Source organism: Nonomuraea rubra, assembly GCF_014207985.1.
In the GTDB taxonomy this organism is placed as follows: Bacteria; Actinomycetota; Actinomycetes; order Streptosporangiales; family Streptosporangiaceae; genus Nonomuraea; species Nonomuraea rubra.
Genome location: NZ_JACHMI010000001.1, coordinates 1,056,235 through 1,081,218 on the forward strand (window position 1 = coordinate 1,056,235; position 24,984 = coordinate 1,081,218).

Genomic DNA, 24,984 nt, shown 5'->3' on the forward strand with positions numbered 1-24,984 from the left:
TGGCCGTGCTGTCTGTTCACTTTAGAGCCTGATCGTCCCTACGACATATCAAGTCACTTCGGACTCATCCCACGCTCTTCCCCCACTCCCTCTTCAGGTACGCCTTCGCGGCGTCGGCCTGCGGGATCGTCATGAGCACGGGCGGGCCGGGCGGCCTGGGCAGTTTCGCGGCCTGCTCGGTGTCGAGCGTGCCCTTCATGAGCATCGCCTCGCCGCGCGCCGGGCGGGCGAAGCCCTTCTGGAGCAGGTTCTGGCCCTCGTCGGAGAACAGGAACTCCTGCCACAGCCGGGCCGCCGCGGGATGCGGGGCCGCCTTGCTGATCGCCTGGACGTGGTAGCCGCCGAGCGCGGAGTCGCGCGGGATCGTGACCTTCCAGGCATCGGGATGGTTGGCGCCGCGGGCCGCGTTCAGGTGGTCCCAGGCGACGATCACGTTGGCCTTGGCCGGGTCGGTGAGCCGCCCCTCCTGCTTGAGCTTGGCGAACAGCGCCACGCCCTGCTCGGGCCGCGGCACCCCGGCGCGCAGAGAGGCCGCCATGACGCCGTCGAACGCCGCGGCCGAGCGCAGGGGGTCGCCGTCGAGCGCGACCCGGTGGCCGGGCTTGAGTAGGTCGGCGAAGGTGGCCGGCGGTTTGACCGCGCGCGGGTCGTACCCGATGGACATGTAGCCGCCGTAGGCGGCGTACCAGGCGCCCGACGGGTCCTTGACGTGGTCGGGCAGGTCCTGCCAGCCCTGCACCTTGTACGGGGCGAAGCGGTCGGCCCCCGAGACGGCCACGTCCATGGTCAGGTCGAAGACGTCGGGCCTGAGCTTGGGCGCGATCTCCAGCTCCCGCGCGCTGCTGGCCCCCGGTTCGAGCTGGTTGACCTTGATGTCGTACTTGTCGGCGAAGGTGTCGATGATCTCGCCGAAGTTGACCCAGTCGCGGGGCAGGCCGATCACGTTCAGCTCGCCCTCGCGCTTGGCCGCCTCGGCCAGGCGCTCCATGGTGCCGAAGCCGGCCTTCATCGAGCTCGCCTGGGTGTTGACCGGCGGCAGGTTCTTGTTCTCCGTGGTGGTGGTGGAGTCGGTGGACGACGCGCCGCATCCGGCGCTGGCGAGGATGGCTGCTGCGGCGGCGCAGGTACGTACAGTCACACAACGAATACTTACTGTTGCATTCGCCCAGGTCGAGGAGGCGCGGCCGGAACGACCCTGGCGGCCACCAGGCTCTCCTCGGGGATCGTCACCACCGTGCCGTCCTTCTTGCGAACTTCGAGCACTCCGTCCGCCCACGACACGAGGATGCCGACGGCGTCGCGAAACCCGCCGGGGACCCTTCTCCGGGTGGTGATCCGTGCGCCTATGTCCTGAGTTGTAATGGCGATCACGAGGCGTGCGACCACGAGTTTGCCACCCTCCGTTTCGGCCAGCTGGCAAGCACGGCAATACTAGGGCGTAGCAAACCGCGGTCAGAGTCATGCCATGGTGCTGGAGAAGAAGGAGCTCGAGGTGACCTACGTCATCGCGCAGCCTTGCGTGGACGTCCTGGACAAGGCGTGCATCGAGGAATGCCCCGTCGATTGCATCTACGAGGGCGAGCGCATGCTTTACATCCACCCCGACGAGTGCGTGGACTGCGGCGCGTGCGAGCCTGTGTGCCCCGTCGAGGCGATTTTCTACGAGGACGACCTTCCCGAGCAGTGGAAGGACTTCTACAAGGCGAACGTGGACTTCTTCGAAGACCTCGGCTCGCCCGGCGGGGCCTCGAAGGTCGGCAAGATCGACAAGGACCACCCGGTCGTGGCGGCACTGCCGCCGCAGGGCGAGGACCACTAAGTCCCGTCAACGCCGTGCACGGGGGCATCCGGCGAATGTGGATGCGCCCCGTACGCGTGCGCCCGGACGTACGGCAACGCAGAAACCCTGGAGAATCGTGAACAAGCTGCCTGACTTCCCCTGGGACCGGCTGGAGCCGTACAAGGAGCGCGCGCTGGCACACCCCGACGGCATCGTCGACCTGTCGATCGGCACGCCGGTCGATCCCGTGCCCGCGATCGTCCAGGACGCGCTCACCCGGGCGGCCGACAGTCCCGGCTACCCCTTCACCCACGGCACCAAGGCGCTGCGCGAGGCCGCCGCCGGGTGGCTGGGCCGCAGGCACGGCGTCACGGTCGACCAGCAGGACGTGCTGCCGCTGATCGGGTCCAAGGAGTTCGTCGCCTGGCTGCCCACGTACCTGGGCGCCAAGCGGGTGGTCTTCCCCGAGCTGGCCTACCCCACGTACGACGTGGGCGCCCGCCTGGCGGGGGCGGCCGGCACGGCCTCCGACAGCACGCTGGCGCTCGGCCCCGAGGCGGTGGACCTCATCTGGGTCAACTCGCCGGGCAACCCCACGGGCCGGGTGCTGCCCGCCGAGCACCTGCGCAAGGTCGTGGCCTGGGCCCGCGAGCGCGGCGCCGTCGTCGCCTCCGACGAGTGCTACATCGAGCTCGGCTGGGAGGAGCGCCCGATCTCGATCCTGCACCCCGACGTCTGCGGCGGCTCCCACGAGGGGCTGCTCGCCGTCCACTCGCTCTCCAAGCGCTCCAACCTGGCCGGCTACCGCGCCGGCTTCGTGACCGGCGACCCGGTCCTGGTCAAGCGGCTGCTGGAGACGCGCAAGCACGCCGGCATGCTGATGCCCCAGCCCGTGCAGGCGGCCATGACGGTCGCGTTCTCCGACGACGAGCACGCCGACCGGCAGCGCGAGCTGTACGCCGCCCGCCGCGCCGTGCTGCGCCCCGCGCTGGAGAAGGCCGGCTGGAGCATCGACCACTCGACGGCGGGCCTGTACTTCTGGGCGTCGAACGGGCAGAGCGCCTGGGATCAGGTAGGCAAGCTTTCCGAAATCGGGATTTTGGTCGCGCCCGGCGAGTTCTACGGAGCGGCAGGTGGGCGGCACATCCGTATCGCCGTCACCGCCACTGACGAACGGATCGGTGCGGCGGTGCGCCGCCTCCAGTAGGATCGCCCGTCATAGTGAGCCGGAGCGCCGGCTCGGCACGCATACATTGAATAAGGGCTAACGCCGAGGCAGACCGCGAGTGGAGCGAGCTGATCGATGAGCATGACCTCCATGGTCGTACTCGGGCTGAGCATCGCCACCGTCCTGCTGCTGCTCGGGGCCTTCTGGGCCACGTTGCGGCAAGACAGGAAGGGCCGCCGTACGAGCACGCCGCCTGCCGAGGTCGCTGCGATCGAGACCCCGCTGGGCGCGCCGGTGAGCGGGCCCGGCCATGTCGGCACCGACTACACCGACCCTCGCACGATCCGGATCGGCGACCGGATCGAGGTGCTCGGAGCTCCCGCCCGCGTGCTCGGCGCCATGCACATCTCCTGGCAGGGGCAGCAGTGGGTCGAGTTCCTGCTGCGCGACGCCTCGCGGCGCTACCAGTGGCTCTCGGTCGAGGTGCGCGCGGGCGACCCGCCGCACCTGGAGGTGCAGCTCTGGAACGAGGTGCCCACGCAGGGCATGGTGCCGGCCAAGAGCATGATCATCATGGAGGGCGTGGAGTTCTTCCCGATGGACCGGGGCACGGCCGCCTTCCGCAGCGAGGGTGACACGGGCAATCCCGACAGGGGGCTGCTGGACTTCGCCGACTACCGCTCCTCCGACGGGCGGCTGCTGTCGTTCGAGCGCATCCAGGGCGGCTCCTGGACCGCCAGCTACGCCCAGCCCCTCCCGCCGGGCTCCATCTCCATCGTGCGGCGCGCCTCCTGACCGCCGGGGACCTGACCGCCGGGGCTACGCCAGCTCCACCCTGCGCGCGCCGCCCGAGCCGCCCTGCCGCCAGCCGTCGCTCTCGTAGTCGTTGACCCAGGTGGCGCCGTCGTAGTCGACCTTGCGGAGCGCGTACGTCTCGGCGTGGGCCACCGACCACGCGGCCACCAGCCACCCGCGCTTCTTCGTGGTGATCGCCGTGCTGCCCATCGCCCTGGCCAGCTCCTTGCGGGCCTCGGCCGTCCGCGCCTGCGGGGCAGGAGTCTTGTCCGAGGGGTACCAGCAGTGCACGGCCTTCGGCACCCGGCCGGTGAAGGCGGCGGCGAGGATCTTCGCCTCGGTCTCGTGCGGCGCGTACGCGTACCCGCCCGCCGAGCGCTGCACGGCCTGCGCCGCCTCGGCCAGCGGGATCTTCCGGTAGTTCTTGACCTTGACCAGCTCGGCGAAGAACCTGTTCGTGGCGTAGACCGGGTCCATGATCTGCTTCTTGCTGCCCCAGTCCTGCGACGGGCGCTGCTGGAACACCCCGAGCGAGTCGCGGTCGCCCCAGTCGATGTTCTGCATCTTCGACTCCTGCATCGCGGTGGCGTACGCGATGACCACGGCCCGCTCGGGCAGCTTGCGGCGCGCCGCGACGGCCGCGATGGTGGCGGCGACCCGGGCCTGCTCGGGCAGCAGGGTGCGCACGCCGCCGGGGGTCGTCACCGAGCAGAACGCGGGCTGCCGCTCGGCGAACTGCGGCACCCTCTTGAGCAGCCAGTAGAGACCGGCGGAGACGCCCACGGCGAGCACGACGACGATGATCGCGATGGTGATGACTCCACGTGAGAAGCGCAGGCGCACCCTGGAAAACCTACCCGGCCGGATAAGCTCCGTGGCCATGAGTCAAGTGAGCACCTCGTCACCGCTCCCCTCCGTGGTGGACGAGCTGTGGGAGCGCCGCTCGGAGCTGTCTCCCGCCGACGCCGAGGCGCGTCACCTGGTGGTCGGCGCGGTCGACCTGCTCGACAAGGGCGAGGCCAGGGCCGCCAGGGTGGCGGGCGGCGAGGTGGTCGTCGACGAGCGGGCCAAACGCGCCATCCTGCTCAGCTTCAAGGTGCTGGGCCTGGCCCGCTCGCAGGTGGGCGACTTCCAGCACCACGACCGGCATCCGCTGAAGAGCTCGTTCGACGGCGTGCGGGTGGTGCCGGGGGCGATCGCGCGCTGGGGCTCGTACCTGGCGCCCGGCGTGGTGCTCATGCCGTCGTTCACGAACATCGGCGCGTACGTGGACGCCGGCACGATGGTCGACACCTGGGCGACGGTCGGCTCGTGCGCCCAGATCGGGAAGAACGTGCACCTGTCCGGCGGCGTGGGCATCGGCGGCGTGCTGGAGCCGCCCAGCGCCGTGCCCGTGGTGATCGAGGACGACGTGCTGATCGGCAGCCGGTCGATGATCGTCGACGGCGCCCGGGTCGGGCAGGGCGCGGTGGTGGGGGCGGGCACGATCCTGTCCGCGTCCATGCCGGTGATCGACACCGCGACGGGTGAGGAGCTGGCGCGGGGGCAGATCCCCCCGTGGTGCGTGGCCGTGACGGGCACGCGGATGAAGGAGTTCCCCGGAGGCACGTTCGGCCTGCCGTGCGTGCTGGTGATCAAGCGGCTGGAGCCGGGGCGGCGGCACGGCAAGGCGGCGATCAACGAGACGCTGCGCGCACATGGAGTGAACACCTGATGCTGGACCTGACCCAGGACGTACGCGACCTGACCGCGGCGATCGTCGACATCGAGTCGGTGAGCGGCGCCGAGCGGGCACTGGCCGACGAGGTGGAGGGGGCCCTGTCGGCGCTGCCGCACCTCAAGGTGACCCGGTCGGGCGAGACGGTGGTGGCCCGCACCGAGCAGGGGCACTCCGAGCGCGTGCTGATCGCCGGCCACCTCGACACCGTCCCCACCGCGGGCAACCTGCCCAGCAGGGTCGAGGGCGACCTGCTGTACGGGTGCGGCACCTCCGACATGAAGGCCGGCGTGGCCGTCGCGCTCAAGCTGGCCGCCACCGTGCCCGCGCCCAGCAGGGACGTCACGTACGTCTTCTACGACTGCGAGGAGATCGAGGCCGAGCGCAACGGCCTGACCAGGGTCGCCAGGGACCACGCCGGCTGGCTGGCGGCCGACTTCGCGGTCCTGATGGAGCCCACGGACGGCGTGATCGAGGGCGGCTGCCAGGGCACGCTGCGCGCCGAGGTCACGGTGACCGGCAAGCGGGCCCACAGCGCGCGCTCGTGGTTCGGGGTCAACGCCATCCACGGCATCGAGCCGGTGCTGGCCAGGCTGAACGCGTACGAGCCGCGGCGGCCGGTGGTCGACGGGCTGGAGTACCACGAGGGGCTGAACGCGGTCGGCGTGCAGGGCGGGGTCGCCGGCAACGTCATCCCCGACCTGTGCGTGGTGACGGTCAACTACCGCTTCGCGCCCGACCTGTCGATCGAGGACGCCGAGGAGCACGTACGCGAGGTGTTCGCCGGGTTCGCGGTGACCATCGTGGACGCCGCGCCCGCGGCCAGGCCGGGGCTGACGCACCCGGTGGCGGCGGCCTTCACGGCGGCCGTCGGCGGCACGCCGCGCGCCAAGCTGGGCTGGACGGACGTCGCCCGCTTCTCCGCGCTGGGCGTCCCCGCCGTCAACTACGGCCCTGGAGACCCGAACCTGGCACACCAGCAGGGCGAGTACGTGTCGCTGACGAAGATCGTGGAGAGCGAGCGGGCCATGCTCGACTGGCTGACCATATGAAAGTGGCCTTCCTCGCCGGCCATTTGGCGGGGAAGACCACTTTCAGTCCCGAGCAGCACCCTCATGCGTTTAGACGCGAGGGAGTCGAAATTCGGTTCCACGTATCTTTCAAGATTTTTTAGGCCCCCGTTCTACCGCCGCTACCTGCGGATTCGCCGAAGCCGGGCAGTCTGGGTGCGTGGCCGGGCAGGGGGACGGGCGCGAAATCGCCGTCCGGGAGAGGGGCTAGCGTGATCCGCATGGAACAGAATCGTCGCGAACGCCGCCAGGGCCAGGCCGTCGTCAGGGGGAGCCTCGTCCCCAGCTCCACCCACGACCAGCGCCTGCTGGCCCGGCAGGGGCCGTCCGACTGGGTGCACATGGACCCGTGGCGGGTGCTGCGCATCCAGGCGGAGTTCGTCGAGGGCTTCGGCCAGCTCGCCGAGCTGCCGCAGGCCGTCACCGTCTTCGGCTCCGCCCGCACCACGCCCGACTCGCCCGACTACGAGCTGGGCAGGGCACTCGGCCGGTCGCTGGCCGAGGCCGGCTACGCCGTGATCACCGGCGGCGGGCCCGGCGTGATGGAGGCGGCGAACCGGGGCGCGCGCGACATCGACGGCGCGGTGTCGGTCGGGCTGGGCATCGAGCTGCCCTTCGAGCAGCGCATGAACGACTACGTCGACCTGGGCATCGAGTTCCGCTACTTCTTCGTGCGCAAGACGATGTTCGTCAAGTACTCGTGCGGCTTCATCGCCCTGCCCGGCGGCTTCGGCACGCTGGACGAGCTGTTCGAGGCGCTCACGCTGGTGCAGACGCACAAGGTCACCTCGTTCCCCGTGGTGCTGATGGGCTCGGAGTTCTGGGGCGGCCTGCTCGACTGGATCAAGGGCTCGCTGCTGAGCACCGCGAAGATCAAGGCGCAGGACCTCGACCTGATCAGCGTCACCGACGACGTCGACGAGGCCGTACGCATCATCGCGGACGCCGACCTGGCCAGGTCCAAGCAGCGCGAGGAGGAGCTGGAGGCCACCGACGCCCAGATCGCCGAGCCCCAATAGGGTTTGACGACGTGAACATCTGCGTCTTCTGTGCCTCCAGCCTGACCATCGACAAGAAGTACATCGAGCTGGCCGCGAACGTGGGCACCGAGCTCGCCAAGCGCGGCCACACCCTGGTGAGCGGCGGCGGCTCGGTCTCGTGCATGGGCGCCGTCACCGCGGCGGCCCGCGCCGCCGGCGGCCACACGGTCGGCGTGATCCCGCAGGTCCTGGTGGACATGGAGGTGGCCGACGAGGAGTCGGACGAGCTGATCGTCACCGAGGACATGCGCGAGCGCAAGGGCATCATGGACGCCCGCTCCGACGCCTTCCTCGTGCTGCCCGGCGGCATCGGCACCCTGGAGGAGCTGTTCGAGATCTGGACGGCGCGGGTGCTCGGCATCCACGACCGTCCCCTGGTGCTGCTCGACCCGTGGGGCCTGTACGGCCCGCTCAAGAAGCTCGTCGAGGGCATGTACGACGAGGGTTTCACCCGTCCCGACGTCTTCGACGCGATCTCCTGGGCCTCGACCGTCGACGAGGCGTTCGCCGCGCTCGAATCGCGCGCGCAGCCGGTCAGGCCCAGCGTCGCCGAGCTCGGCGAGGCCACCGGCTGACCTGGGCGGGAGCCGTTCTCCGGCGGTACGCACGGAATGCACGACTTGCGGCGGAGCGCAAAATGTGGGCCACCGTGTGAGTACGATGCCAATGTGCTGGTCATACTCGCCATCGCCGCCATCGCCATCCTGGCCTGCGTGGTGCTGGTCTCCCTGGGCCGGGGCGGTGAGCTGACCGAGTTCCCGCCCGACGTGCCGCCGCTCGACCTGCCCGAGGCCGGTCATCTGACGGCGGTCGACTTCATGGCGCTGCAGCTGCCGGTCAACCTGGTCGGCTACCACACGCAGAGCGTCGACGAGACGCTGCGCCGCGCCGCCGGCGCCATCAGCGCGCGCGACACCCGGATCGCGGTGCTGGAGCAGCGGGTCTCCGAGCTGCTGTCCAGCCGCCTGCACGCGCGGCAGGAGATCTACGCCGCGCCCGGGGCGGGGCCGCGCACCGAGCACCGGCCCGAGGCGCCCGCCGCGCCGCGCGAGCTGCCCGAGTCGGGCGACCCGGTGTCGGTCAGCGGCTCCTCGGTCGACTGGGCGGGCCGCGCGGAGCTGACCAACCTGCCGGAGGAGCCGGAGTGGCGCCTGCCGCGGCCCGGCGACGCCGAGCCCGCACTGAACGGCAAGGCCGGCCTGCCCGCCGAAGCGGAGGCGAAGCCCGGCGACGAGCCCGAGCCCGAGCCGGAGGCGAAGGCCGAGCCCGAGGCGGAGACCGGGGACGAGCACGAGCCCGAGGTGAGGGCGGAGGCGAAGGCCGGCGACGAGCCCGGGCCGGAGGGCACGGCCGAAGCCGGGGACGAGGGCGTGCCGGAGGCGGCCGACGGGGAGAAGCCCAAGATCTCGGCCGCCAAGGAGGGTGACGAGCACCCGTGACCGAGCCGATCCGCTGCACCTGGGCGGGCATGGCCGACCCGATGTACCTGGCCTACCACGACGAGGAATGGGGCCGCCCCGTCCGGGGCGACGACGCCGTCTTCGAGCGGGTGTCGCTGGAGGCGTTCCAGTCGGGCCTGTCGTGGCTGACGATCCTGCGCAAGCGGGAGAACTTCCGCGCCGCCTTCGACCGTTTCTCGATCCCGAAGGTCGCCGCGTACACCGAGCAGGACGTCGAGCGCCTGCTCGGCGACGCGGGCATCATCCGCAACCGGGCCAAGATCGAGGCGGCGATCGCCAACGCCAGGGCCGCGCTCGACCTGCCCGGCGGCCTGTCGGAGCTGGTGTGGCGGCACGCCGACCCCGACGCGCCCGTGCCGAGGACGATGGCCGACGTGCCCGCCGTCACGCCCGGCTCGAAGGCGCTGGCCAAGGAGCTGAAGAAGCGCGGCTTCAGGTTCGTCGGCCCGACCACGGCCTACGCGCTGATGCAGGCCATCGGCCTGGTCAACGACCACCTCGAGGAGTGCGTGGCCCGTAGTCGGTGAGCTCCACGCTGTGGGAGCGCCCCAGCGACCCGCCGGCCCTGACCACGATGACGGGTTTCTTGCCGGTCCGCACCGTGACCGTGTCGTCGGCGCGCACGATCCCGCCCACCGCCCGGTCCAGCGTGACCGTGATGACGTCCGCCGTCCTGGCCGGGTCGGCCACGGCCAGCAGGAGCCGGCGGCTCGCCCGGCGCGCCATCACCACGCACGGCCGGTCCACGCTCACGATCCACGCGCTGCCCGGGCTCCAGAACGTGGCCCCGAACAGCGCCCGCGTCTCCACCGCCTGCAGCTCGGGCGTGTTGGACAGCACCCGCGCGGGATGGGCGCCGCGCAGGAAGCGGGTCCGCGCGCGGGTGGCGTTGGGCAGCAGCACGTACGCGTAGGAAGCGTCCACCGGGTCCACGCCGTGGTCGAACCAGAACGTCACGTAGCGGCGCGTGACGGGCTCGAAGGCGCCCGCGGTGTCGTCGCCCGTGTTGATGTCGCGCCAGCGGCCCGTACGCGTCTCCACGAGCATCCTGGCGCCCTCGAACACGTAGCCGCCCGTCCCCGGTAGGTGCGCCCAGCCGTCGCCGACGTGCGGCTCGGCGGTGGTCGCGCGGTTCTCGATCACGGTCTCGATGGGGCGGCCGTCGGAGCTGGAGATGCCGCTGCCCAGCGCCACCACGGCCGAGTCGAGGCAGAACCACGACTTGCGCGCCCGCAGGCTCACGCCGTCGCCGATCAGCTCCATGGCGCTGACGCCGTACAGGCCGTCGAGCGCCACCCCGCCCGCCCACGCGGTGGGCGGCCGGTGCACGCGGAAGTCGAGGTCCTCGCGCTCGCGCGGGTCCACCGTGATCCCCGGCAGCCGGTACGGGTCCACCGTCGGCCAGAAGTCGCGGCCGTAGTGGTCCAGGTCGCCGGTGTAGAGGTAGGTCATGCCGTCGCCGGTGTACCAGCCGTGCCGGTTCTCGCCGTTGATCGCCTCGTACGCGGCGGTCCGCTGCGACGACATGCTGATCGCCACCGTCCACCCCGGCCGCCGGTGCACGACCCGGTCCATGGAGGGGAACACGAAGTGCCCGTCGGGCCCCGTCGCGGCCTCGATCGTCTTGTCGTCCAGCACCTCGACCGCCCGCCGGGTCTCCGCGACGCTCGCGTGCTCCAGGTACGGCAGCGCCCTGCCCCGCTCGATCCAGCCCTTGGCCAGCGACCTGAACCGGCTCCGGTACGGCTCGGGCGCGCTGCGCGCCAGCAGCAGCACCGCCCCGGTCGCGCCGTGCCCCGCCACGCTGTCGGGGAACGCCTGCCTGCTGGTGGCCCGGCCCCTGACGGTGTCCATGAGCAGCCCGTCGTGGACGAACGGTGCGAAGGAACGTTCCACGGCGTCCAGCACCACCCGCCGTCCCGGGTCGGTGATCTCCCAGGGTGAGCCGTGCAGCAGCGCCACGGTCTCGGCGACCGCGATGAGCAGGGACAGCCCGTACGAGCCCGTGTAGGCGACCACGGCGTGCTGGATGAACGAGCCGTCGCGGTGGAAGCCGTCGCCCGTGTCGACGTAGCCGAACACGCTGTGCCGCCCGGCGTCGCGCACGTCGGAGAGCCCGTCGCGGGCCAGCGCCAGCTTGTCCGCGCTGCGCCCCGCCACGCCGCGGAAGGCCACGATGGCGGCCTTGTCGGCCCGGTTGGCGCCGCTCTCGCTGGCGTCGGGACGGCCGGCGCGGCGGTCGGCGTCGGGGCAGAACCGGTCGATCGCCCCGAGGTAGGCCCCCAGCCGGCCCTCGTCGAGCCGGTCGCCGAGCAGCACGCACGCCCGGCTCAGCTCGGCGGGCGTGCCGATCTCCCAGAACCACCAGTTGCCGGTCTCGGGCAGGCGCTCGTGGTAGTGCCGCTCGTAGAGCAGGTCGAGCGCCTCGATCACCTTCGCCGCCACGGCCTCGTCGCCGTGCTGGGCGGTGCCCGGCGTGGCCCAGGCGGTCACGATGGCGCGCAACCGCCCGTAGCTGCCGGTCACGTGCCCCGGGCGGCCTTCGAGCGGCAGGTCGGGCCAGATCAGGCCGGGCACCATCTGGGCCAGCCAGGTGGCCGCCCGCTCGCTCAGCGCGGCCAGCGGCCGGGCGTAGACCGGGTCGGTGATGTCGAAGTCCCCGCCGGTGAGGAGGGTCGCGGCGGTCGTGCGTAGTGCCTCGAAGTCGCGCGTGGCGAGCGATCGCGAGGCGTCGGATGAGCGCATGCCGCTAGCTTGACCCATGGGAGCGTGGCCGATCAGTTACTCACCGTTGAAGGTTGGCATCTCTTTCGCGAGGAGGGCGCCTCACAGCTCCTTGTCGACGAACGCGGCCGCCGCGGGCAGCAGCCTGGCGGCCTCCTGCTCGAAGTACACCCTGGCCTTCTCGCCCGGCCAGCCCGCCGGCAGCAGCTCGGGCGGCAGCCCGGGGTCGCGGAACAGGAAGTTGCGCCAGCCGTGCACCAGCCGGCTGCGCGTGGCGAACACCTGGTCGGGCGGGGCTCCCTCGGGCAGCGTGCTGATCAGCGTGACGGCCTCGGCGTGCCAGTGCTCGTACGCCTCGCCGATGGCGGCCAGGTCCCACGCCCTGGCGACCAGCTCGCGCGGGTCGCCCTCCAGCGCCGCGTCGAACCTGTCGGCCCGCACCCCCTCGCCTTCGAGCAGGTTGTCCAGCTCGATCGACGAGCGCGGGCCGATCCAGGTGGTCTCCGACAGCGACGCGTACCCCAGGAACGTCAGGTCGGCCCGCAGCCGCTCCCTGCGCGGGCGCTCCTTCACCGGCTCAAAGACGATCACGTGCCAGCGGCCGTGCCAGGTGAGTGTCCCGGCTCGGTAAATTCTCAACGCCGCCTCGTCCAGCCGCCTCACACACTTGGGAGTCAGCCCGTAGCCCGCCCCCTGAGGGAGCCGCAGCGGCCGCAGCCACCCCTGCCGGACCATGCGCGAAACCGCCGTGCGCACCGCCGGAGCGGCGATATCCAGGGGTTTCATCAGCCGCACGAGCGCGGCGACGGACGCCTGGCCACCGCGCGAGCGCAGGTGGTCTCCGTAGAGGTCGAACAGAGCGGCGCGAGCGTGCACGAAGTCCAGTTTGGACGTCATCGCACGCCCCGACAACGCATTCTGGGAGGAGATCGTTACCCATGAGGGCTCTCGATGCGGGAGAATAGGACATCACAGAAGACGTGAATGCGCCGACCACCCCCTCGGGAGGTCGGAAATCGCGGGCCGCGGGAGCCCAAGGCAGGAAGGGATGCACGCATGGCGGCGATGAAGCCGCGGACCGGCGATGGTCCGCTCGAGGTCACCAAGGAAGGGCGCGGCATTGTCATGCGGGTCCCCCTGGAGGGTGGCGGCCGGCTCGTCGTGGAGATCTCCGCCGACGAGGCAAAGGCGCTCGGCGAGGCGTTGAAGAACGTCGTCGGCTGAGCGCTCCCGAGAGACACAACTTGTTCCACGACCCTGGCGTAGAACGGCGCCAGGGTCGCTGACGTTCGAGGAGAGAAATCCGTGCCCATTGAGACCACTGCGACGGTGGTCGCCGACGTTCCCGACGACGCCGAGCTGCTGGCCGTACCCTATGCCGCCGACCTCAGCCCGGGGGTGGAGCTGCCCCTGCCGGTGTCCGACCTGCTGGCCCACTACGAGGCCAAGGGCGCGGCGGGCGAGATCGTCGAGGTTCCGGTGGCACGGGCCGGCGGGGTGGGCCGGATCCTGCTGTACGGCGTGGGCGACGGCTCGCCCAAGGCCCTGCGTACCGCGGCCGCGGGGCTGACCAGGAGGGCCAAGGGCCGCGACACGCTGACCGTGGTGACACCCGACGGCGACGTCGCCGCGTTCGCCGAGGCGGCGCTGCTGGCTGCGTACACGTTCAGGATCGGCGGCGCGGGCAAGCAGGCCGTGCGCGCGCTCGTGCTCGCCGGGGCCGACGAGGAGCAGGTGCGGCGCGCGGAGACGGTGGCGCGGGCGGTGGCGCTCGCCCGCGACCTGGCCAACACGCCGTCCTCCGTCAAGAACCCCGCCTGGCTGGCCGAGCGGGCCGGCGAGAGCGGCCTGCCGGTCAAGGTCTGGGACGAGGAGGGGCTGCGGGCCGACGGGTTCGGCGGCATCCTCGCCGTGGGCAGGGGCTCGGCCAGCCCGCCCCGGCTCATCCAGCTCTCCTACACGCCCGAGGAGCCGGCCGAGCGGCACGTCGTGCTGGTGGGTAAGGGCATCACGTTCGACTCGGGCGGGCTGTCGCTCAAGCCGACGGCCAACATGAAGTTCCAGAAGACCGACATGGCCGGCGGCGCCGTCGTCATCGCCGTGCTCGGCGCGCTGGCCGCGCTGAAGGCGCCCGTACGCGTCACCGGGCTGGTCGCGGCGGCCGAGAACATGCCGTCGGGCACCGCCCAGCGGCCCAGCGACGTGATCACGCACTACGGCGGGCGCACGGTCGAGGTGCTCAACACCGACGCCGAGGGCCGCCTGGTGCTGGCCGACGCGCTGGCCTACGCCGACGCCGAGCTCGACCCCGACGCGGTCGTGGACGTCGCCACGCTCACGGGGGCGATCACGGTGGCGCTCGGGCCGCACGTCGGCGCCGTCTACGCCTCCGACGACGCGCTGGCGAAGCAGCTCGTGGAGGCGGGGCAGGCCGCCGACGACCGGCTGTGGCGGATGCCGCTGATCGAGGACTACACGCCCGCGCTGGAGTCGTCGGTCGCCGATCTGGCCAACGTCGAGGCCGGGTCCACGTTCGGGGCCGGCTCGATCACGGCGGCGCTGTTCCTGCGGGAGTTCGCGGGCGACCGGCCGTGGGCGCACCTCGACATCGCCGGGGTCGGGCGCAGCACGGCGGACGAGGGCGTGCTGAGCAAGGGGGCCACCGGCTTCGGCGTCCGCCTGCTCCTGGAGTGGCTGACGCGAGGCTAGCCGGGCCCCCGGCGGATCGCCGTCAGCCGCTGACCTTGACGGCGGCCAGCAGGCCGTCGCCCAGCGGCATCAGCACCGAGCGCAACCGCTCGTCCGACTGGACCAGCTTGCCCACCTCGCGCAGCGTCACCGTCTCCGGGTCGCGCTGCGCGGGGTCGGCCACGCGGTTGTGCCACAACATGTTGTCGAAGGCCACGATGCCGCCCACGCGCAGCAGGCGGACCGCCTCGGCCAGGTAGTCGGCGTACTCGTGCTTGGCCCCGTCGGCGAAGACCATGTCGTAGCCGCCGTCGGACAGCCGTGGCAGCACGTCCAGGGCCCGGCCGGAGATCAGCCGCACCCGGCTGCCGGAGAAGCCGGCCTCCGTGAGCGCCTGCCTGGCCAGCCGCTGGTGCTCGGGCTCGACGTCGACGCTCGTGAGCGTGCCGTCCGTACGCATGCCGCGCAGCAGCCACAGCCCCGAGACGCCGCACCCCGTGCCGATCTCGACGACGGACTTGGCGTTGACGGCGGTCGCGAGGAAGCACAGCGCCGCCCCGGCCCCGGGAAGGACGGGTGTCGCACCCATCTCCAGCCCGCGCTGCCGCGCCGCGTGCAGGATCTCATCCTCGTGATGGAACTGCTCCGCATAGGCCAGAGTGGCCTCCACCGGAGTGGTCATCGGCCTCCTCCCCCCACTTTCGTGCGATTGGTCCGCGAGATTGGCACCGATCGCAGCCTAGGGGAGACGCGCCGGGACGGGAACTCAGGAGGGACCTAAGGCGTTGCAGGTTTAAACGGGCTTTGCCGGTCCGGAAGGCAGGCAGTGCGCACGAAGGGACGAAACCAGGCACTATGGCGGTAGCGGTGGTCCCAGAGAGAGGAGTTCTGGTGGACGAAAGCGACCACCAGACCGATACTCCCGTGTCGTCTGATTGGACTCCTCCGACGTGGGAGGAGGTCGTGCGGACGCACTCCGCACGTGTGTATCGGCTTGCGTACCGGCTGACCGGCAATGTCCACGATGCCGAGGACCTCACACAGGAGGTCTTCGTCCGGGTTTTCAGGTCGCTGTCGAGCTACACCCCTGGCACTTTCGAGGGTTGGCTGCACCGGATCACGACCAACCTGTTCCTCGACATGGCGCGGCGCAAGCAGCGCATCAGGTTCGAGGGGCTCGCGGACGACGCGGCCGAGCGGCTGCGCGGCCGTGAGCCGTCTCCGGCGCAGGCGTTCGACGACGCCCACCTGGAGCCCGACATCCAGGCCGCCCTCGACGCGCTCGCCCCCGAGTTCCGGGCCGCGATCGTGCTGTGTGACATCGAGGGCCTGTCTTACGAGGAGATCGCGGCCACGCTCGGCGTCAAGCTGGGTACGGTCCGAAGCCGTATTCACCGTGGCCGGGCGCAGTTGCGGGAGGCGCTCGACCATCGGGCCCCCCGTAATTCTCAACTCCCCCCGACCGTAATCCGTGGGGAGGAAGTCTGATATGTCCCATCTTGGAGAGCGTGTTTCCGCGCTGGTCGACGGAGAGCTCAACCACACCGAGCGCGACCGTGCGCTCGCCCACCTGACTTTCTGTGCTGACTGCAGGCGCGAGGTCGAGTCGGTACGGGCGCTGAAGTCGCGCCTGCGCTCGCTCGAGACCCCCGCCATGCCGGCGGACCTGACGATGTCCCTGCTCCGGATGGCGGAGCCGGGCGGGCCGCTGCCGCCGAGGGAGCGCCCTTTCCCCACGCGTACGTTCGGGGGAGTGCCCATCCCCGGGCCGCACACCATCGCCCCGCTGGACAACCGCCCGCGCAGGGACGCCTCTGGTGGGGCCTCGGGCCCTGGTCGCGGTGGTAGCAGGAGGCGCTCGGCGTACGTGGCCGTCGGCGTGGTCTCGGCGGCCGTGGCGATCGGCACCTTCTTCGCCACCACCGGCATAGGTCAGAACAATCCGGCCCCGCCGGTTGAACTGTTCCAGCAGCAGGCCCGTACTACGCCTACGAACGGCTCTTCGACCGCCACGCCTTGACCGGGTCATGCCGGGGAGCAAACGGTTGGCGTAGTCGGCGGCGCGCGGGGCATACGATCTGGGTTCGGGAATTGTCACAAGCAAGTCCTGACAAAACCTTCATTACCCTCGTATGCCGCAAGAGCGAGGATTGCGGTGGCCGAGCCAAGGAGTGGTGAGACTTAGATGACCGACGAGACGCGGTCCACCGAGGGACGCACGCCGTCGGACTCCCCCGAGCCACAGGGGCGGCCGGACTTCCTACCCGCTGACGACAGGCCCGGACAGGAAGGCAGGCGGCCGGAGCCGCCTGCCTCGTTCGGCACCACGTGGGGCGACCCCTCCGGGCGTCCCGAGCCCTATGGCTCGCCGCCGTACGAGTCCCGCTCGTACGAACCGTCCTACGGACCCTCGTACGGCTCCTCGTACGGCGACGCCTCGCCCTCCAACGGCTCCTCGCACGGCGCCCCCGGCACCGGCCAGGACCACCGCGCCCAGACCGGCCCTCAGACCGGACCCCAGACCGGACCCCAGGCGGGCTCTCAGTACGGCGCGCCCTCGTTCGGCCCGTCCAACGGCGGCAGCGGCCCGTCCTTCGGTCCGCCCGACGGCGGCGGAGGCCCGTCCTTCGGTCCGCCCGACGGGACGACTCGCTCCTACGACAGCCCGTCCTACGAGAGACCTTCCTTCGGCTCGCCCGAGGGCGGTGGCACGCGGCCCGAGAACAGCACCCGCGCCTACGACAGCCCGTTCTTCGGCTCACCGGACGGCGGCGCCCGCTCCTACGAGGGGCCGCCCTTCGGCGGTCCGCCGAACTACGGCGGCGGGCCGGCCCAGCCGCCGCCGCCCCGCCAGGCGCTCGGCATGGGCCCCGGCTGGGCGCCGCCGCCTCCAGGCAGTGCGGGCACCGCCAAGCGCGGCCCGGCCACCGGTCTCCTGATCTCCATGGCCGTGGTCATCGCCCTGGTGGCCTCGGTGCTCGGCAGCGTGGGCACGTACCTGCTGACCAGGCCGAGCGGCGCCAACGACCCCTCCTACAGCCTCGGCCCGCTCCCGACGGGGGCCACCAACCGCGCACCGGACTCGGTGGCGGGCGTGGCCGCGCGGGTGCTGCCCAGCGTGGTCTCGCTGGAGGTCGGCAACGGCAGCAACACCGAGGGCGCGTCCGGCTCCGGCTTCCTGATCAAGAACGGTTACGTGGTCACGAACAACCACGTGGTCTCGCTGGCGGCCAACGGCGGCGAGATCCGGATCATGTTCAACAACCGCAAGACCACCACGGGCCGCATCGTCGGCCGCGACCCGGGCTCGGACCTGGCGGTGGTCAAGCCGGAGGAGACGTTCGGCACGCCGGAGATCACCCTCGGCAACTCCGATCAGGTGGTGGTCGGCGACCCGGTCATCGCGATCGGCTCGCCGCTGGGCCTGACCGGCACGGTCACGACCGGCATCGTCAGCTCACTCAACCGCCCGGTCATCGCCGGCGACGAGACCGGCACCAGCTCGGAGGAGCCCGCCTACATCAGCGCCATCCAGACCGACGCCGCCATCAACCCGGGCAACTCCGGCGGCCCGCTGGTGAACGGCAGGGGCGAGGTCGTGGGCGTGAACTCGGCCATCGCCACGCTGGGACGTTCGATGAGCAGCCAGAGCGGCAGCATCGGCCTCGGCTTCGCGATCCCGGTCAACCAGACGCGACGGGTGGCGGAAGAGCTGATCACCACAGGCAAGGCCAAGCGCCCCAAGATCGGCATCGTCCTCGACAAGGACTACCGGGGCCAGGGCGTCCGCATCGCCTCGGAGCCCGCCGGCGGGCAGCAGCCGGTCACCAAGGGCGGTCCCGCCGACCTGGCGGGGCTGCAGGCCGGTGACGTGATCCTGGAGATCGACGGGCTCGCCTTGCAGGACGGGAACGAGCTGATCGCCCTGATCCGCAGCAAGACGCCCGGCTCGAAGATCAACATCAAATACCAGCGGGCGGGGCAGGAACGCACCGCCACGCTCACGGTGGTCGCCGAGGACGAGCCCACCCCCTCGCCCTCCTGACCGCTGAGGTCGAGCCCACCCCTCGCCCTCCTGACGCATCCCCTCCTCGCTAACCGCGCCGCCCCACGTCCCGCCGACCCGGCGCGGTGCGAAGACGCGCCGCTACGCCGCGCTGGCTACGCTGCGCTGGCTACGCTGCGCTGGCTACGCTGCGCCCGTCGCTGCGCCGGCGCCCGCGCTGCGTGCCGGGGTAGCCATCGGGCGGTTGCTTCGGGCCGCGCCGTACCTCGTCCCGTCGTACCCCGTCCCTGCCCGCGTCGCTGATCAGGCACGGGCTGCGGGTGCCAGGGAGGGGTGGGGGATGATATGACCCAGGGGAGACGACCGACCTACCCGATGGAGCCCTTAGTCTGTGGATAGGCCGGGGTTGTCCTCGGAGAGGTTTGACTGCGGTAGGAGCTCACGGTGTTCGGACTCGGGTGGATGGAGGTCGGCGCGCTGATCGTGATCGCGCTGCTCGTCTTCGGTCCAGAAAGACTGCCGCAGGCCGCCGCGCAGGCGGGTAAGACGCTGCGCAACCTGCGCCGGATGGCCAACAACGCGCGTGACGACCTGCGTGCGGGGCTGGGGCCGGAGTTCCAGAACTTCGATCCCGCGGATCTCAACCCGCGTAACTTCGTCCGCAAGCATCTCCTCGACGACCTAGAGGACGACTGGAACGACAACAAGCCCCGCGAGCTGGAGCCCGCGGGCGCGCCGGCCCCGTACGCGGCTGAGCCGGTCGACGAGCTCGGTTACGGGGAACTGCCGCCCTACGACTCCGAAGCGACCTGATAGAGCCGTACATCGCCGTACAGCATGAAGAAGCCCCCTCCGAAGAGGGGGCTGGAACGAGCCGGGCCGTCAGCGGCGCGGGGCGAGGCCGAGTTGGAGGCCCTTCAGGCTGGACGAGCGCTTGCTCAGGCCGGACGCGATCTTCGCCAGCTCGGCGGCGGCCGGCGAGTCCGGGTCGGTGAGGACCAGGGGCTTGCCCTCGTCGCCGCCCTCGCGCAGCCGCATGTCGATCGGCACCTGGCCGAGCAGCGGGACGCGCGCGCCCAGCGTGCGGGTCAGCGCGTCGGCGACCGTCTGGCCGCCGCCCTCGCCGAAGACGGCGATGCGCTCGTCGCAGTGGGGGCAGGGCAGCCAGGCCATGTTCTCGATGACGCCGGCGATCTGCTGGTGGGTCTGGGCGGCGATCGAGCCGGCCCGCTCGGCCACCTCGGCGGCGGCCATCTGCGGCGTGGTCACGACGAGGATCTCCGCGCCGGGCAGCCGCTGGGCCACCGAGATGGCGATGTCGCCCGTGCCCGGGGGCAGGTCGAGCAGGAGCACGTCGAGGTCGCCCCAGTAGACGTCGGCCAGGAACTGGTGGAGCGCCCGGTCGAGCATGGGACCGCGCCAGACCACCGGCGTGTTGCCCGGCGGCTTGAACATCCCCACCGAGATGACCTTGATGTCGTGCGCCACCGGCGGCATGATCATGTCCTCGACCTTGGTGGGCCGCTCGGCGGCGCCCAGCATGCGAGGAATGCTGTGACCGTAGATGTCGGCGTCGACGATGCCCACCTTGAGGCCGCTGGCGGCCATGGCGGCGGCGAGGTTGACCGTGACGGACGACTTGCCGACCCCGCCCTTGCCGCTGGCCACCGCGAACACGCGGGTCAGCGAGCCCGGCTGGTTGAACGGGATCTCCTTCTCCGGCCCGCGGTCGCCGCGCAGCTTGGTCTGCAGCGTCTTGCGCTGCTCGGCGCTCATGACGTCGAGCTCGATCTGGACGCCGGTCACGCCTTCGACCTTGGAGACGGCGGTGGTGACATCGCGGCTGATCGTGTCCTTCATCGGACAGCCGGCCACGGTGAGGTACACGCCTACGCGCACCGCCCCGTCGGGAGCGATCTCGATGTTCTTGACCATGTCGAGGTCCGTGATCGGACGACGGATCTCGGGGTCGATGACGGTGGCGAGGGCCGCCGTCACGAGTTCCTGGGTTGGTGCCATCGAAGTCTCGGCACGAGGGAGTGCCGTCCCTCCTTAGTCGGTCTATGTGTGACAGGCGCTGGTCGCCAGCGAGGATGCCCCTCCATGGTATGAACCGAAGCCCGCGCTGGGTTAATCCGCACTGTTAGATGTCTGTGCAACAACGTCTAAGGTTACTCCGTGACTCTTCTGCGCGACGAGGGCCTGACCGCCGGGGAACTCGCGGTCTGGCGCATGTTGCAGCGGGCCCAGGTGCGCGTCGCCCGCCATCTGGAGAGCGAGCTGCTCGTCGCGCACGATCTACCGCTGGCCTCGTACGAGGTGCTCATGCAGCTCGCCGAGGCCCCGGGCGGGCGGCTGCGCATGAACGACCTGGCCGACCGGGTCCTGCTCTCGCGCAGCGGCCTGACCAGGCTCATCGACCGGCTCCAGCGCGACGGCCTGGTGACGCGCGAGGCGTGCGCCGACGACGCCCGCGGCCTGTTCGCGGTGCTGAGCGAGCCCGGCGCGGCCCGGCTGGCCGAGGCGACGCCGACCTACCTGCGCGGCATCAGGGGGCAGTTCCTCGACCTGCTGGACGCGGAGGAGATCGCGCAGGTGCGCCGCATGCTCGCCAAGCTGGGCGCCAAGCTGGGTGCCAAGCTCGGCGACGGGCTCGGCGATGAGCTCGGCGACGGGCTCAGCGCCCCGGCTCCTGACCGCTCTCCCTGAGCTCCTCCAGCAGCCTGCCCAGCTCGGCGCGCAGGTAGTCGCGGGTGGCCACCTCGTTCAGCGCGAGGCGCAGGCCGGCGATCTCGCGGGTCAGGTACTCGATCTCGGCCTGGTTGCGCTCGGCGGACTCGCGGTCCTGCTCGTACTGGATACGGTCGCGGTCGTCCTGCCGGTTCTGGGCCAGCAGGATCAGCGGGGCGGCGTAGCTGGCCTGCAGCGACAGCATCAGCGTGAGGAAGATGAACGGGTACGGGTCGAACTTCCAGCCTTCCGGCACTGTCACGTTCCAGATGACCCAGACCGCGACGAAGACGGTCATGTAGACGAGGAACCGGGCGGTGCCGAGGAACCGGGCGATCCGCTCCGACAGGCGGCCGAACGCCTCGGGGTCGTAGTGCGGGCGCAGCGTGCGGCGCAGGTCCCTGGGCTGGTCGAGGCGGTCAGCCGTCACGGTCGCCCGGCCCTCTCGCGCGGGTCGTCGGGCCACAGGTCGTCGGGCCGCTCGCGCCAGTCCTCGGGCAGCATGTGATCCAGTACGTCGTCCACCGTCACGGCGCCGACCAGGCGGCCCAGCTCGTCCACGACCGGGGCGGCGACGAGGTTGTAGTTGGCCAGGTAGTAGGTCACCTGCCGGAGCGTGAACTCCGGCCTGATGGGGTCGATCGAGGGGTCGAGCACGCCGCCGAGCAGCGTGGACGGCGGCTCGCGCAGCAGCCGCTGGAAGTGCGTGACCCCCAGGTACGCCCCGGTCGGCGTCTCGGTCGGCGGCCGGGTGACGTAGACCTGGGAGGCCACGGCGGGCGTCAGGTCCTGGTGCCTGATGTGCGCCAGCGCCTCGGCGACGGTTGCGCTGGGCGGCAGGATCACCGGCTCGCTCGTCATCACGCCGCCCGCGCTGGTCTCCGGGTACGTCAGCAGCCGCCGCACCGGCGCCGCCTCCCCGGGCTCCATCAGCGCCAGCAGCTTGGCCGCCTGCTCCTCCGGCAGGTCGTGCAGCAGGTCGGCGGCGTCGTCGGGCCCCATCTCCTCCAGCACGTCGGCGGCCCGCTCGGGCTCCAGCGTGCCCAGGATGCCGATCTGGTCGTCGGGCGGCAACTCCTCCAGCACGTCGGCCAGCCGGTCGTCGTGCAGCGCGCGGGCGATCTCGACGCGCCGCTTGATGGGCAGGTCGTGCAGGGCGCTGGCCATGTCGGCGGCCCGCAGCGACTCGAACGCGGCGATCAGCCCGGCCGCCCCCTGGTCCTTCTGCAGCGTGTCGAACCCCGACACCTCCCCCCAGCCGACCGTGCGCGGCTCGCGCCGCCTGCCCTTGTAGACGGCGACCTTGGTGATCTCCCAGTTGTACGGCTTCATCTCCTCCATGCCCACGTCGTACACCGTCATGGGCTCGTCGCCGACGCGTACGGTGAGGTCGAGCATCTGGCCGATGACCAGCGTCTCGGAGGCGCGCTGCTCGAACCTGCGCATGTTGAGCCGCCCGGTGAACACCACGGAACCGGCCTCGATGCGGCGCACGCGAGTGATCGGCAGGAACACCCGGCGGCGCGGCTGCACCTCCACCACGAAGCCGTGCACCCGGGGGCGCCGGCCGATGCGCAGCCCGACCACGACGTCTCTGACCCGGCCGATCTGGTCGCCCGCCGGGTCGAAGACCGGGGTCCCGGGAAGCCGGGCCACGAAGATCTTCACGTGGCCAGGCTAACAGCGGTATCCCATTGCACCCCGGATGCCCGGCGTGTCAGTATCAAACCTGCTAAACGGTGATTACGTGGCAGGTGGTGTGCGATGAGGTATGCGGGGCTGGCGCTCGCGTTCGTGTCCTCGTGCTGTTTCGCGTTCTCTGGGCCCATGGCCAAGTACCTCATCGCCGCCGGGCTGGCGCCGATCGAGGCCGTGTGGACGCGGATGGCGGGCGCGGGGCTGCTGCTCCTGGCCGTGCTGGCCGTCGTCAGGCCGCGCGCGCTGCGGATCCCCGGCTCCCGGCTGCCGTTCTTCGCGCTGTACGCGGTGATGGCGGTGGCCGGCGTGCAGGCGCTCTACTTCGTGGCGATCACGAGGCTGCCGGTGGGGATCGCGTTGCTGCTGGAGTTCATGGCGCCGGTGATGGTGGTGGCCTGGGTGCGGGTCATCCGCAAGGTACGGCTCGCCCGCGCCGCGTACGTGGGCGCCGTCGTCGCGGTCGTGGGCCTCGGGATCGTCGTCGAGGCGTGGCAGGGCCTGCGGCTGGACGCGCTGGGCCTGCTGCTCGGGCTGCTGGCCGGAGCGTGTTGCGCCGGATATTTCCTGATGAACGATAGCTTCGGCGACGACGTCGACCCGCTCGGCCTGATCGCCTGGGGCATGGCAGGGGCGGCCCTGGTGCTGATCCCGTTCGCCAGGCCGTGGAACATCCCGTGGGACGCCTTCACGGTCACCGCCGCGCCGGAGGGCGGGCTCCGGCTGCCGGTGCTGGGGGCGTACCTGTGGATGGTGCTGATCGCCACCGTGGTCGCGTACATCCTGGGCGTCAACGCCGTGCGGCGGCTGTCGGCCGCGGTGGGCGCCACCGTGGCGTCGCTGGAGGTCATCGGCGGCGCCATCGTGGCCTGGGCGCTGGTCGGCGAGACGCTCGGCGCGTTCCAGATCCTGGGCGGCCTGCTCGTGCTGTCGGGCGCGCTGCTCGCCCAGACCGCCACCTCCAGCGCTGAGCCGGAGCTCGCGGCGGAGCCGGAGGCGGTCACCGCTCCGGGGTGAGCCGCCAGACGGTGGACTCGCGGGCCCAGCGCTCGGTGAGGTGCTCGCTGTCGCGGGCGTTGAGCCGCTCCTTGGCCAGCACCGCCACGGCCTCGGCCGCCGCCGCCTGGTCGACGGCCGCCACGGCGGCCTCGAACTCCACCAGCCTGGCGCCGTTGTCCTTGCTGCGCAGCGTGACGTGCACCCGGTCGAGCGCGTCGAGCCCGGGCAGCCGCTGCTCCTCGCCCCCCGTCACGAGGTAGATCGCGCCGTCGTGCCAGGCGTGCCAGGCCAGGCGGGGACGGTCGAGGGTGAGCCAGAGGATGCCGGACTTCTTGGCGCCCTCCTCGATGGCCATGGTGTTGTCGCTCACAGATGTGACTGTAACCGGCGAACCGCCGCCGCCACGATCTCGTCTCCAGAGCATGCGAACGATTTCTCTCGCGCTTCTCCTGGCGCTCGCGACCGGCTGCGGCGCCGCCCCGTCCACGGCCCCTGACCCTGCCCCGATGGCCTGCGCCACCGAGCGTCCCACGGGCACGCTCGACACGAAGGTGCTGTACCAGACCGAGATGGACTACCCGCCGTTCGACACGCCCGAGGCGCTCGCGCGGGAGGCCGCCGAGCTGGTAGTCATGGGGCGGGTGACGGGCTGGCTGCCGGGGCCGGTGATCGAGGAGATCCCGGACAGCCGCACCTACCACGTGCTGTTACGGGTGCGGGTCGAGCGGCGCCTCAAGGGCTCCTCGGCCGAGGTCGTCCACTTTCCCTACTATCAGGGCGCCCTGCTCAGCGCCAGGAAGCCCTTCCAGGACGAGAAGGACTTCGAGCGGGCCGTGCCCACGGGCACGCGCGTGCTGCTCTTCCTGAAGGCCGCCAGGCCGTCCGGGTATCCGGTGGTCGAGGACCGTGCCGGGCTGCCGCCGGGCACTCCGGACTACGCGGCCGCCCCGCAGGGCGTCGTGCTGCACGAGGTGGGGCCCGACGGGCGCGGGCGTGCGGTGGGCGGCAGGACCGAGATGCTCGCTCTGGCGGGATGGGACGAGCCGTGCGGCATCGACGGCCTCGTCGCCCGGCTCGAGGCGAACGGCTTCACCGGCTGACCAGTAGCGTGT

28 protein-coding genes are annotated in these 24,984 nt (G+C 71.3%); 18 read left to right on the forward strand and 10 right to left on the reverse strand.

The features are described 5' to 3' along the window. Positions 1 to 64: 64 nt before the first annotated feature. Positions 65 to 1,138 carry an ABC transporter substrate-binding protein gene (locus tag HD593_RS04855; protein WP_312903355.1) on the reverse strand — a complete coding sequence of 358 codons (1,074 nt, stop codon included), beginning with the start codon at positions 1,136 to 1,138 and terminating at the stop codon, positions 65 to 67. An 11-nt stretch (positions 1,139 to 1,149) separates the two neighbouring features. Further along, positions 1,150 to 1,386, reverse strand: coding sequence for a putative acetyltransferase (locus HD593_RS04860; RefSeq protein WP_185100916.1), 237 nt, complete (start codon positions 1,384 to 1,386; stop codon positions 1,150 to 1,152). Positions 1,387 to 1,492: 106 nt separating this feature from the next. Here HD593_RS04860 and fdxA point away from each other — a divergent pair, with 106 nt between their 5' ends. The 3 genes from fdxA to HD593_RS04875 all read left to right on the forward strand — a co-directional run bounded on the left by fdxA (position 1,493) and on the right by HD593_RS04875 (position 3,743). After that, a complete protein-coding gene (gene fdxA, locus HD593_RS04865) occupies positions 1,493 to 1,819 on the forward strand; it encodes a ferredoxin (protein WP_080047500.1) in 327 nt (108 codons plus the stop codon). Between the two features lie 97 nt (positions 1,820 to 1,916). Continuing rightward, a complete protein-coding gene (gene dapC, locus HD593_RS04870; RefSeq protein WP_185100917.1) occupies positions 1,917 to 2,987 on the forward strand; it encodes a succinyldiaminopimelate transaminase in 1,071 nt (356 codons plus the stop codon). A 96-nt stretch (positions 2,988 to 3,083) separates the two neighbouring features. After that, positions 3,084 to 3,743 carry a DUF4178 domain-containing protein gene (locus tag HD593_RS04875; RefSeq protein ID WP_246546293.1) on the forward strand — a complete coding sequence of 220 codons (660 nt, stop codon included), beginning with the start codon at positions 3,084 to 3,086 and terminating at the stop codon, positions 3,741 to 3,743. A 24-nt stretch (positions 3,744 to 3,767) separates the two neighbouring features. On the opposite strand, the gene HD593_RS04880 is transcribed toward HD593_RS04875, so the two are convergent. After that, positions 3,768 to 4,586, reverse strand: coding sequence for a hypothetical protein (locus tag HD593_RS04880; protein ID WP_312903356.1), 819 nt, complete (start codon positions 4,584 to 4,586; stop codon positions 3,768 to 3,770). Positions 4,587 to 4,623: 37 nt separating this feature from the next. Here HD593_RS04880 and HD593_RS04885 point away from each other — a divergent pair, with 37 nt between their 5' ends. The 6 genes from HD593_RS04885 (at position 4,624) to HD593_RS04910 (ending at position 9,557) form a co-directional block, all read left to right on the forward strand. Then, a complete protein-coding gene (locus HD593_RS04885; RefSeq protein ID WP_185100918.1) occupies positions 4,624 to 5,457 on the forward strand; it encodes a 2,3,4,5-tetrahydropyridine-2,6-dicarboxylate N-succinyltransferase in 834 nt (277 codons plus the stop codon). After that, positions 5,457 to 6,512, forward strand: coding sequence for a succinyl-diaminopimelate desuccinylase (gene dapE / locus HD593_RS04890; RefSeq protein ID WP_185100919.1), 1,056 nt, complete (start codon positions 5,457 to 5,459; stop codon positions 6,510 to 6,512). The genes HD593_RS04885 and dapE overlap by 1 nt, the downstream gene beginning before the upstream one ends. A 239-nt stretch (positions 6,513 to 6,751) precedes the next feature. Beyond that, positions 6,752 to 7,549, forward strand: coding sequence for an LOG family protein (locus HD593_RS04895; RefSeq protein ID WP_185100920.1), 798 nt, complete (start codon positions 6,752 to 6,754; stop codon positions 7,547 to 7,549). An 11-nt stretch (positions 7,550 to 7,560) separates the two neighbouring features. Continuing rightward, positions 7,561 to 8,145: an LOG family protein gene (locus HD593_RS04900; RefSeq protein ID WP_185100921.1), complete on the forward strand. Its 585-nt coding sequence runs from the start codon at positions 7,561 to 7,563 to the stop codon at positions 8,143 to 8,145. Positions 8,146 to 8,238: 93 nt separating this feature from the next. Then, a complete protein-coding gene (locus HD593_RS04905) occupies positions 8,239 to 9,009 on the forward strand; it encodes a hypothetical protein (protein WP_185100922.1) in 771 nt (256 codons plus the stop codon). A 29-nt stretch (positions 9,010 to 9,038) separates the two neighbouring features. Continuing rightward, entirely contained in the window at positions 9,039 to 9,557 is a 519-nt protein-coding gene (locus HD593_RS04910) for a DNA-3-methyladenine glycosylase I (protein ID WP_221525609.1), read from the forward strand. Here HD593_RS04910 and HD593_RS04915 read toward each other — a convergent pair. Beyond that, a complete protein-coding gene (locus tag HD593_RS04915; RefSeq protein WP_221524613.1) occupies positions 9,517 to 11,775 on the reverse strand; it encodes a polysaccharide lyase 8 family protein in 2,259 nt (752 codons plus the stop codon). The two genes, HD593_RS04910 and HD593_RS04915, sit on opposite strands and share 41 nt — an antisense overlap. Before the next feature lie 81 nt (positions 11,776 to 11,856). After that, on the reverse strand, positions 11,857 to 12,651 hold the full coding sequence (locus tag HD593_RS04920; protein ID WP_246546296.1) for a PaaX family transcriptional regulator: 795 nt from the start codon (positions 12,649 to 12,651) through the stop codon (positions 11,857 to 11,859). A gap of 159 nt (positions 12,652 to 12,810) precedes the next feature. Between HD593_RS04920 and HD593_RS04925 the strand changes: the two genes are divergently transcribed. Then, a complete protein-coding gene (locus tag HD593_RS04925; RefSeq protein WP_020545024.1) occupies positions 12,811 to 12,978 on the forward strand; it encodes a DUF3117 domain-containing protein in 168 nt (55 codons plus the stop codon). 81 nt (positions 12,979 to 13,059) lie between these two features. Next, complete coding sequence (locus tag HD593_RS04930; RefSeq protein ID WP_185100925.1) at positions 13,060 to 14,463, forward strand: leucyl aminopeptidase; 1,404 nt, start codon at positions 13,060 to 13,062, stop codon at positions 14,461 to 14,463. 22 nt (positions 14,464 to 14,485) lie between these two features. Here HD593_RS04930 and HD593_RS04935 read toward each other — a convergent pair whose 3' ends face one another. Continuing rightward, positions 14,486 to 15,124, reverse strand: a complete 639-nt coding sequence (locus tag HD593_RS04935; protein WP_185100926.1) for an O-methyltransferase — start codon at positions 15,122 to 15,124, stop codon at positions 14,486 to 14,488. A gap of 173 nt (positions 15,125 to 15,297) precedes the next feature. Between HD593_RS04935 and sigE the strand changes: the two genes are divergently transcribed. The 4 genes from sigE (at position 15,298) to HD593_RS04955 (ending at position 19,261) form a co-directional block, all read left to right on the forward strand. Continuing rightward, complete coding sequence (gene sigE / locus HD593_RS04940; RefSeq protein WP_148440425.1) at positions 15,298 to 15,930, forward strand: RNA polymerase sigma factor SigE; 633 nt, start codon at positions 15,298 to 15,300, stop codon at positions 15,928 to 15,930. Between the two features lies 1 nt (position 15,931). Beyond that, a complete protein-coding gene (locus tag HD593_RS04945; RefSeq protein WP_185100927.1) occupies positions 15,932 to 16,462 on the forward strand; it encodes an anti-sigma factor family protein in 531 nt (176 codons plus the stop codon). 165 nt (positions 16,463 to 16,627) lie between these two features. Next, positions 16,628 to 18,487 carry a S1C family serine protease gene (locus HD593_RS61110; RefSeq protein WP_185100928.1) on the forward strand — a complete coding sequence of 620 codons (1,860 nt, stop codon included), beginning with the start codon at positions 16,628 to 16,630 and terminating at the stop codon, positions 18,485 to 18,487. A 405-nt stretch (positions 18,488 to 18,892) separates the two neighbouring features. After that, entirely contained in the window at positions 18,893 to 19,261 is a 369-nt protein-coding gene (locus HD593_RS04955) for a sec-independent translocase (RefSeq protein WP_185100929.1), read from the forward strand. A gap of 69 nt (positions 19,262 to 19,330) precedes the next feature. Here HD593_RS04955 and HD593_RS04960 read toward each other — a convergent pair whose 3' ends face one another. Continuing rightward, the gene (locus HD593_RS04960) at positions 19,331 to 20,467 is read right to left on the reverse strand and encodes an Mrp/NBP35 family ATP-binding protein (RefSeq protein ID WP_185100930.1); all 1,137 of its coding nucleotides are present in this window, start codon (positions 20,465 to 20,467) and stop codon (positions 19,331 to 19,333) included. A gap of 159 nt (positions 20,468 to 20,626) precedes the next feature. Between HD593_RS04960 and HD593_RS04965 the strand changes: the two genes are divergently transcribed. Beyond that, positions 20,627 to 21,157: a MarR family winged helix-turn-helix transcriptional regulator gene (locus tag HD593_RS04965; protein ID WP_312903357.1), complete on the forward strand. Its 531-nt coding sequence runs from the start codon at positions 20,627 to 20,629 to the stop codon at positions 21,155 to 21,157. Here HD593_RS04965 and HD593_RS04970 read toward each other — a convergent pair. Then, positions 21,126 to 21,608: a DUF1003 domain-containing protein gene (locus tag HD593_RS04970; RefSeq protein WP_185100931.1), complete on the reverse strand. Its 483-nt coding sequence runs from the start codon at positions 21,606 to 21,608 to the stop codon at positions 21,126 to 21,128. The genes HD593_RS04965 and HD593_RS04970 overlap by 32 nt on opposite strands. After that, positions 21,605 to 22,846: a magnesium transporter MgtE N-terminal domain-containing protein gene (locus HD593_RS04975; protein WP_312903358.1), complete on the reverse strand. Its 1,242-nt coding sequence runs from the start codon at positions 22,844 to 22,846 to the stop codon at positions 21,605 to 21,607. The genes HD593_RS04970 and HD593_RS04975 overlap by 4 nt, the downstream gene beginning before the upstream one ends. A gap of 96 nt (positions 22,847 to 22,942) precedes the next feature. On the opposite strand from HD593_RS04975, the gene HD593_RS04980 reads away from it, so the two are divergent. Further along, positions 22,943 to 23,890, forward strand: a complete 948-nt coding sequence (locus HD593_RS04980; protein WP_185100932.1) for an EamA family transporter — start codon at positions 22,943 to 22,945, stop codon at positions 23,888 to 23,890. Here the strand turns inward: HD593_RS04980 and HD593_RS04985 are convergent. After that, positions 23,874 to 24,242, reverse strand: a complete 369-nt coding sequence (locus HD593_RS04985; protein ID WP_312903359.1) for a hypothetical protein — start codon at positions 24,240 to 24,242, stop codon at positions 23,874 to 23,876. The two genes, HD593_RS04980 and HD593_RS04985, sit on opposite strands and share 17 nt — an antisense overlap. A 52-nt stretch (positions 24,243 to 24,294) precedes the next feature. On the opposite strand from HD593_RS04985, the gene HD593_RS04990 reads away from it, so the two are divergent. After that, positions 24,295 to 24,972 (forward strand): hypothetical protein, encoded by a 678-nt coding sequence (locus HD593_RS04990; RefSeq protein WP_185100933.1) that lies wholly within the window; start codon positions 24,295 to 24,297, stop codon positions 24,970 to 24,972. The last annotated feature ends 12 nt before the right edge of the window (positions 24,973 to 24,984 follow it).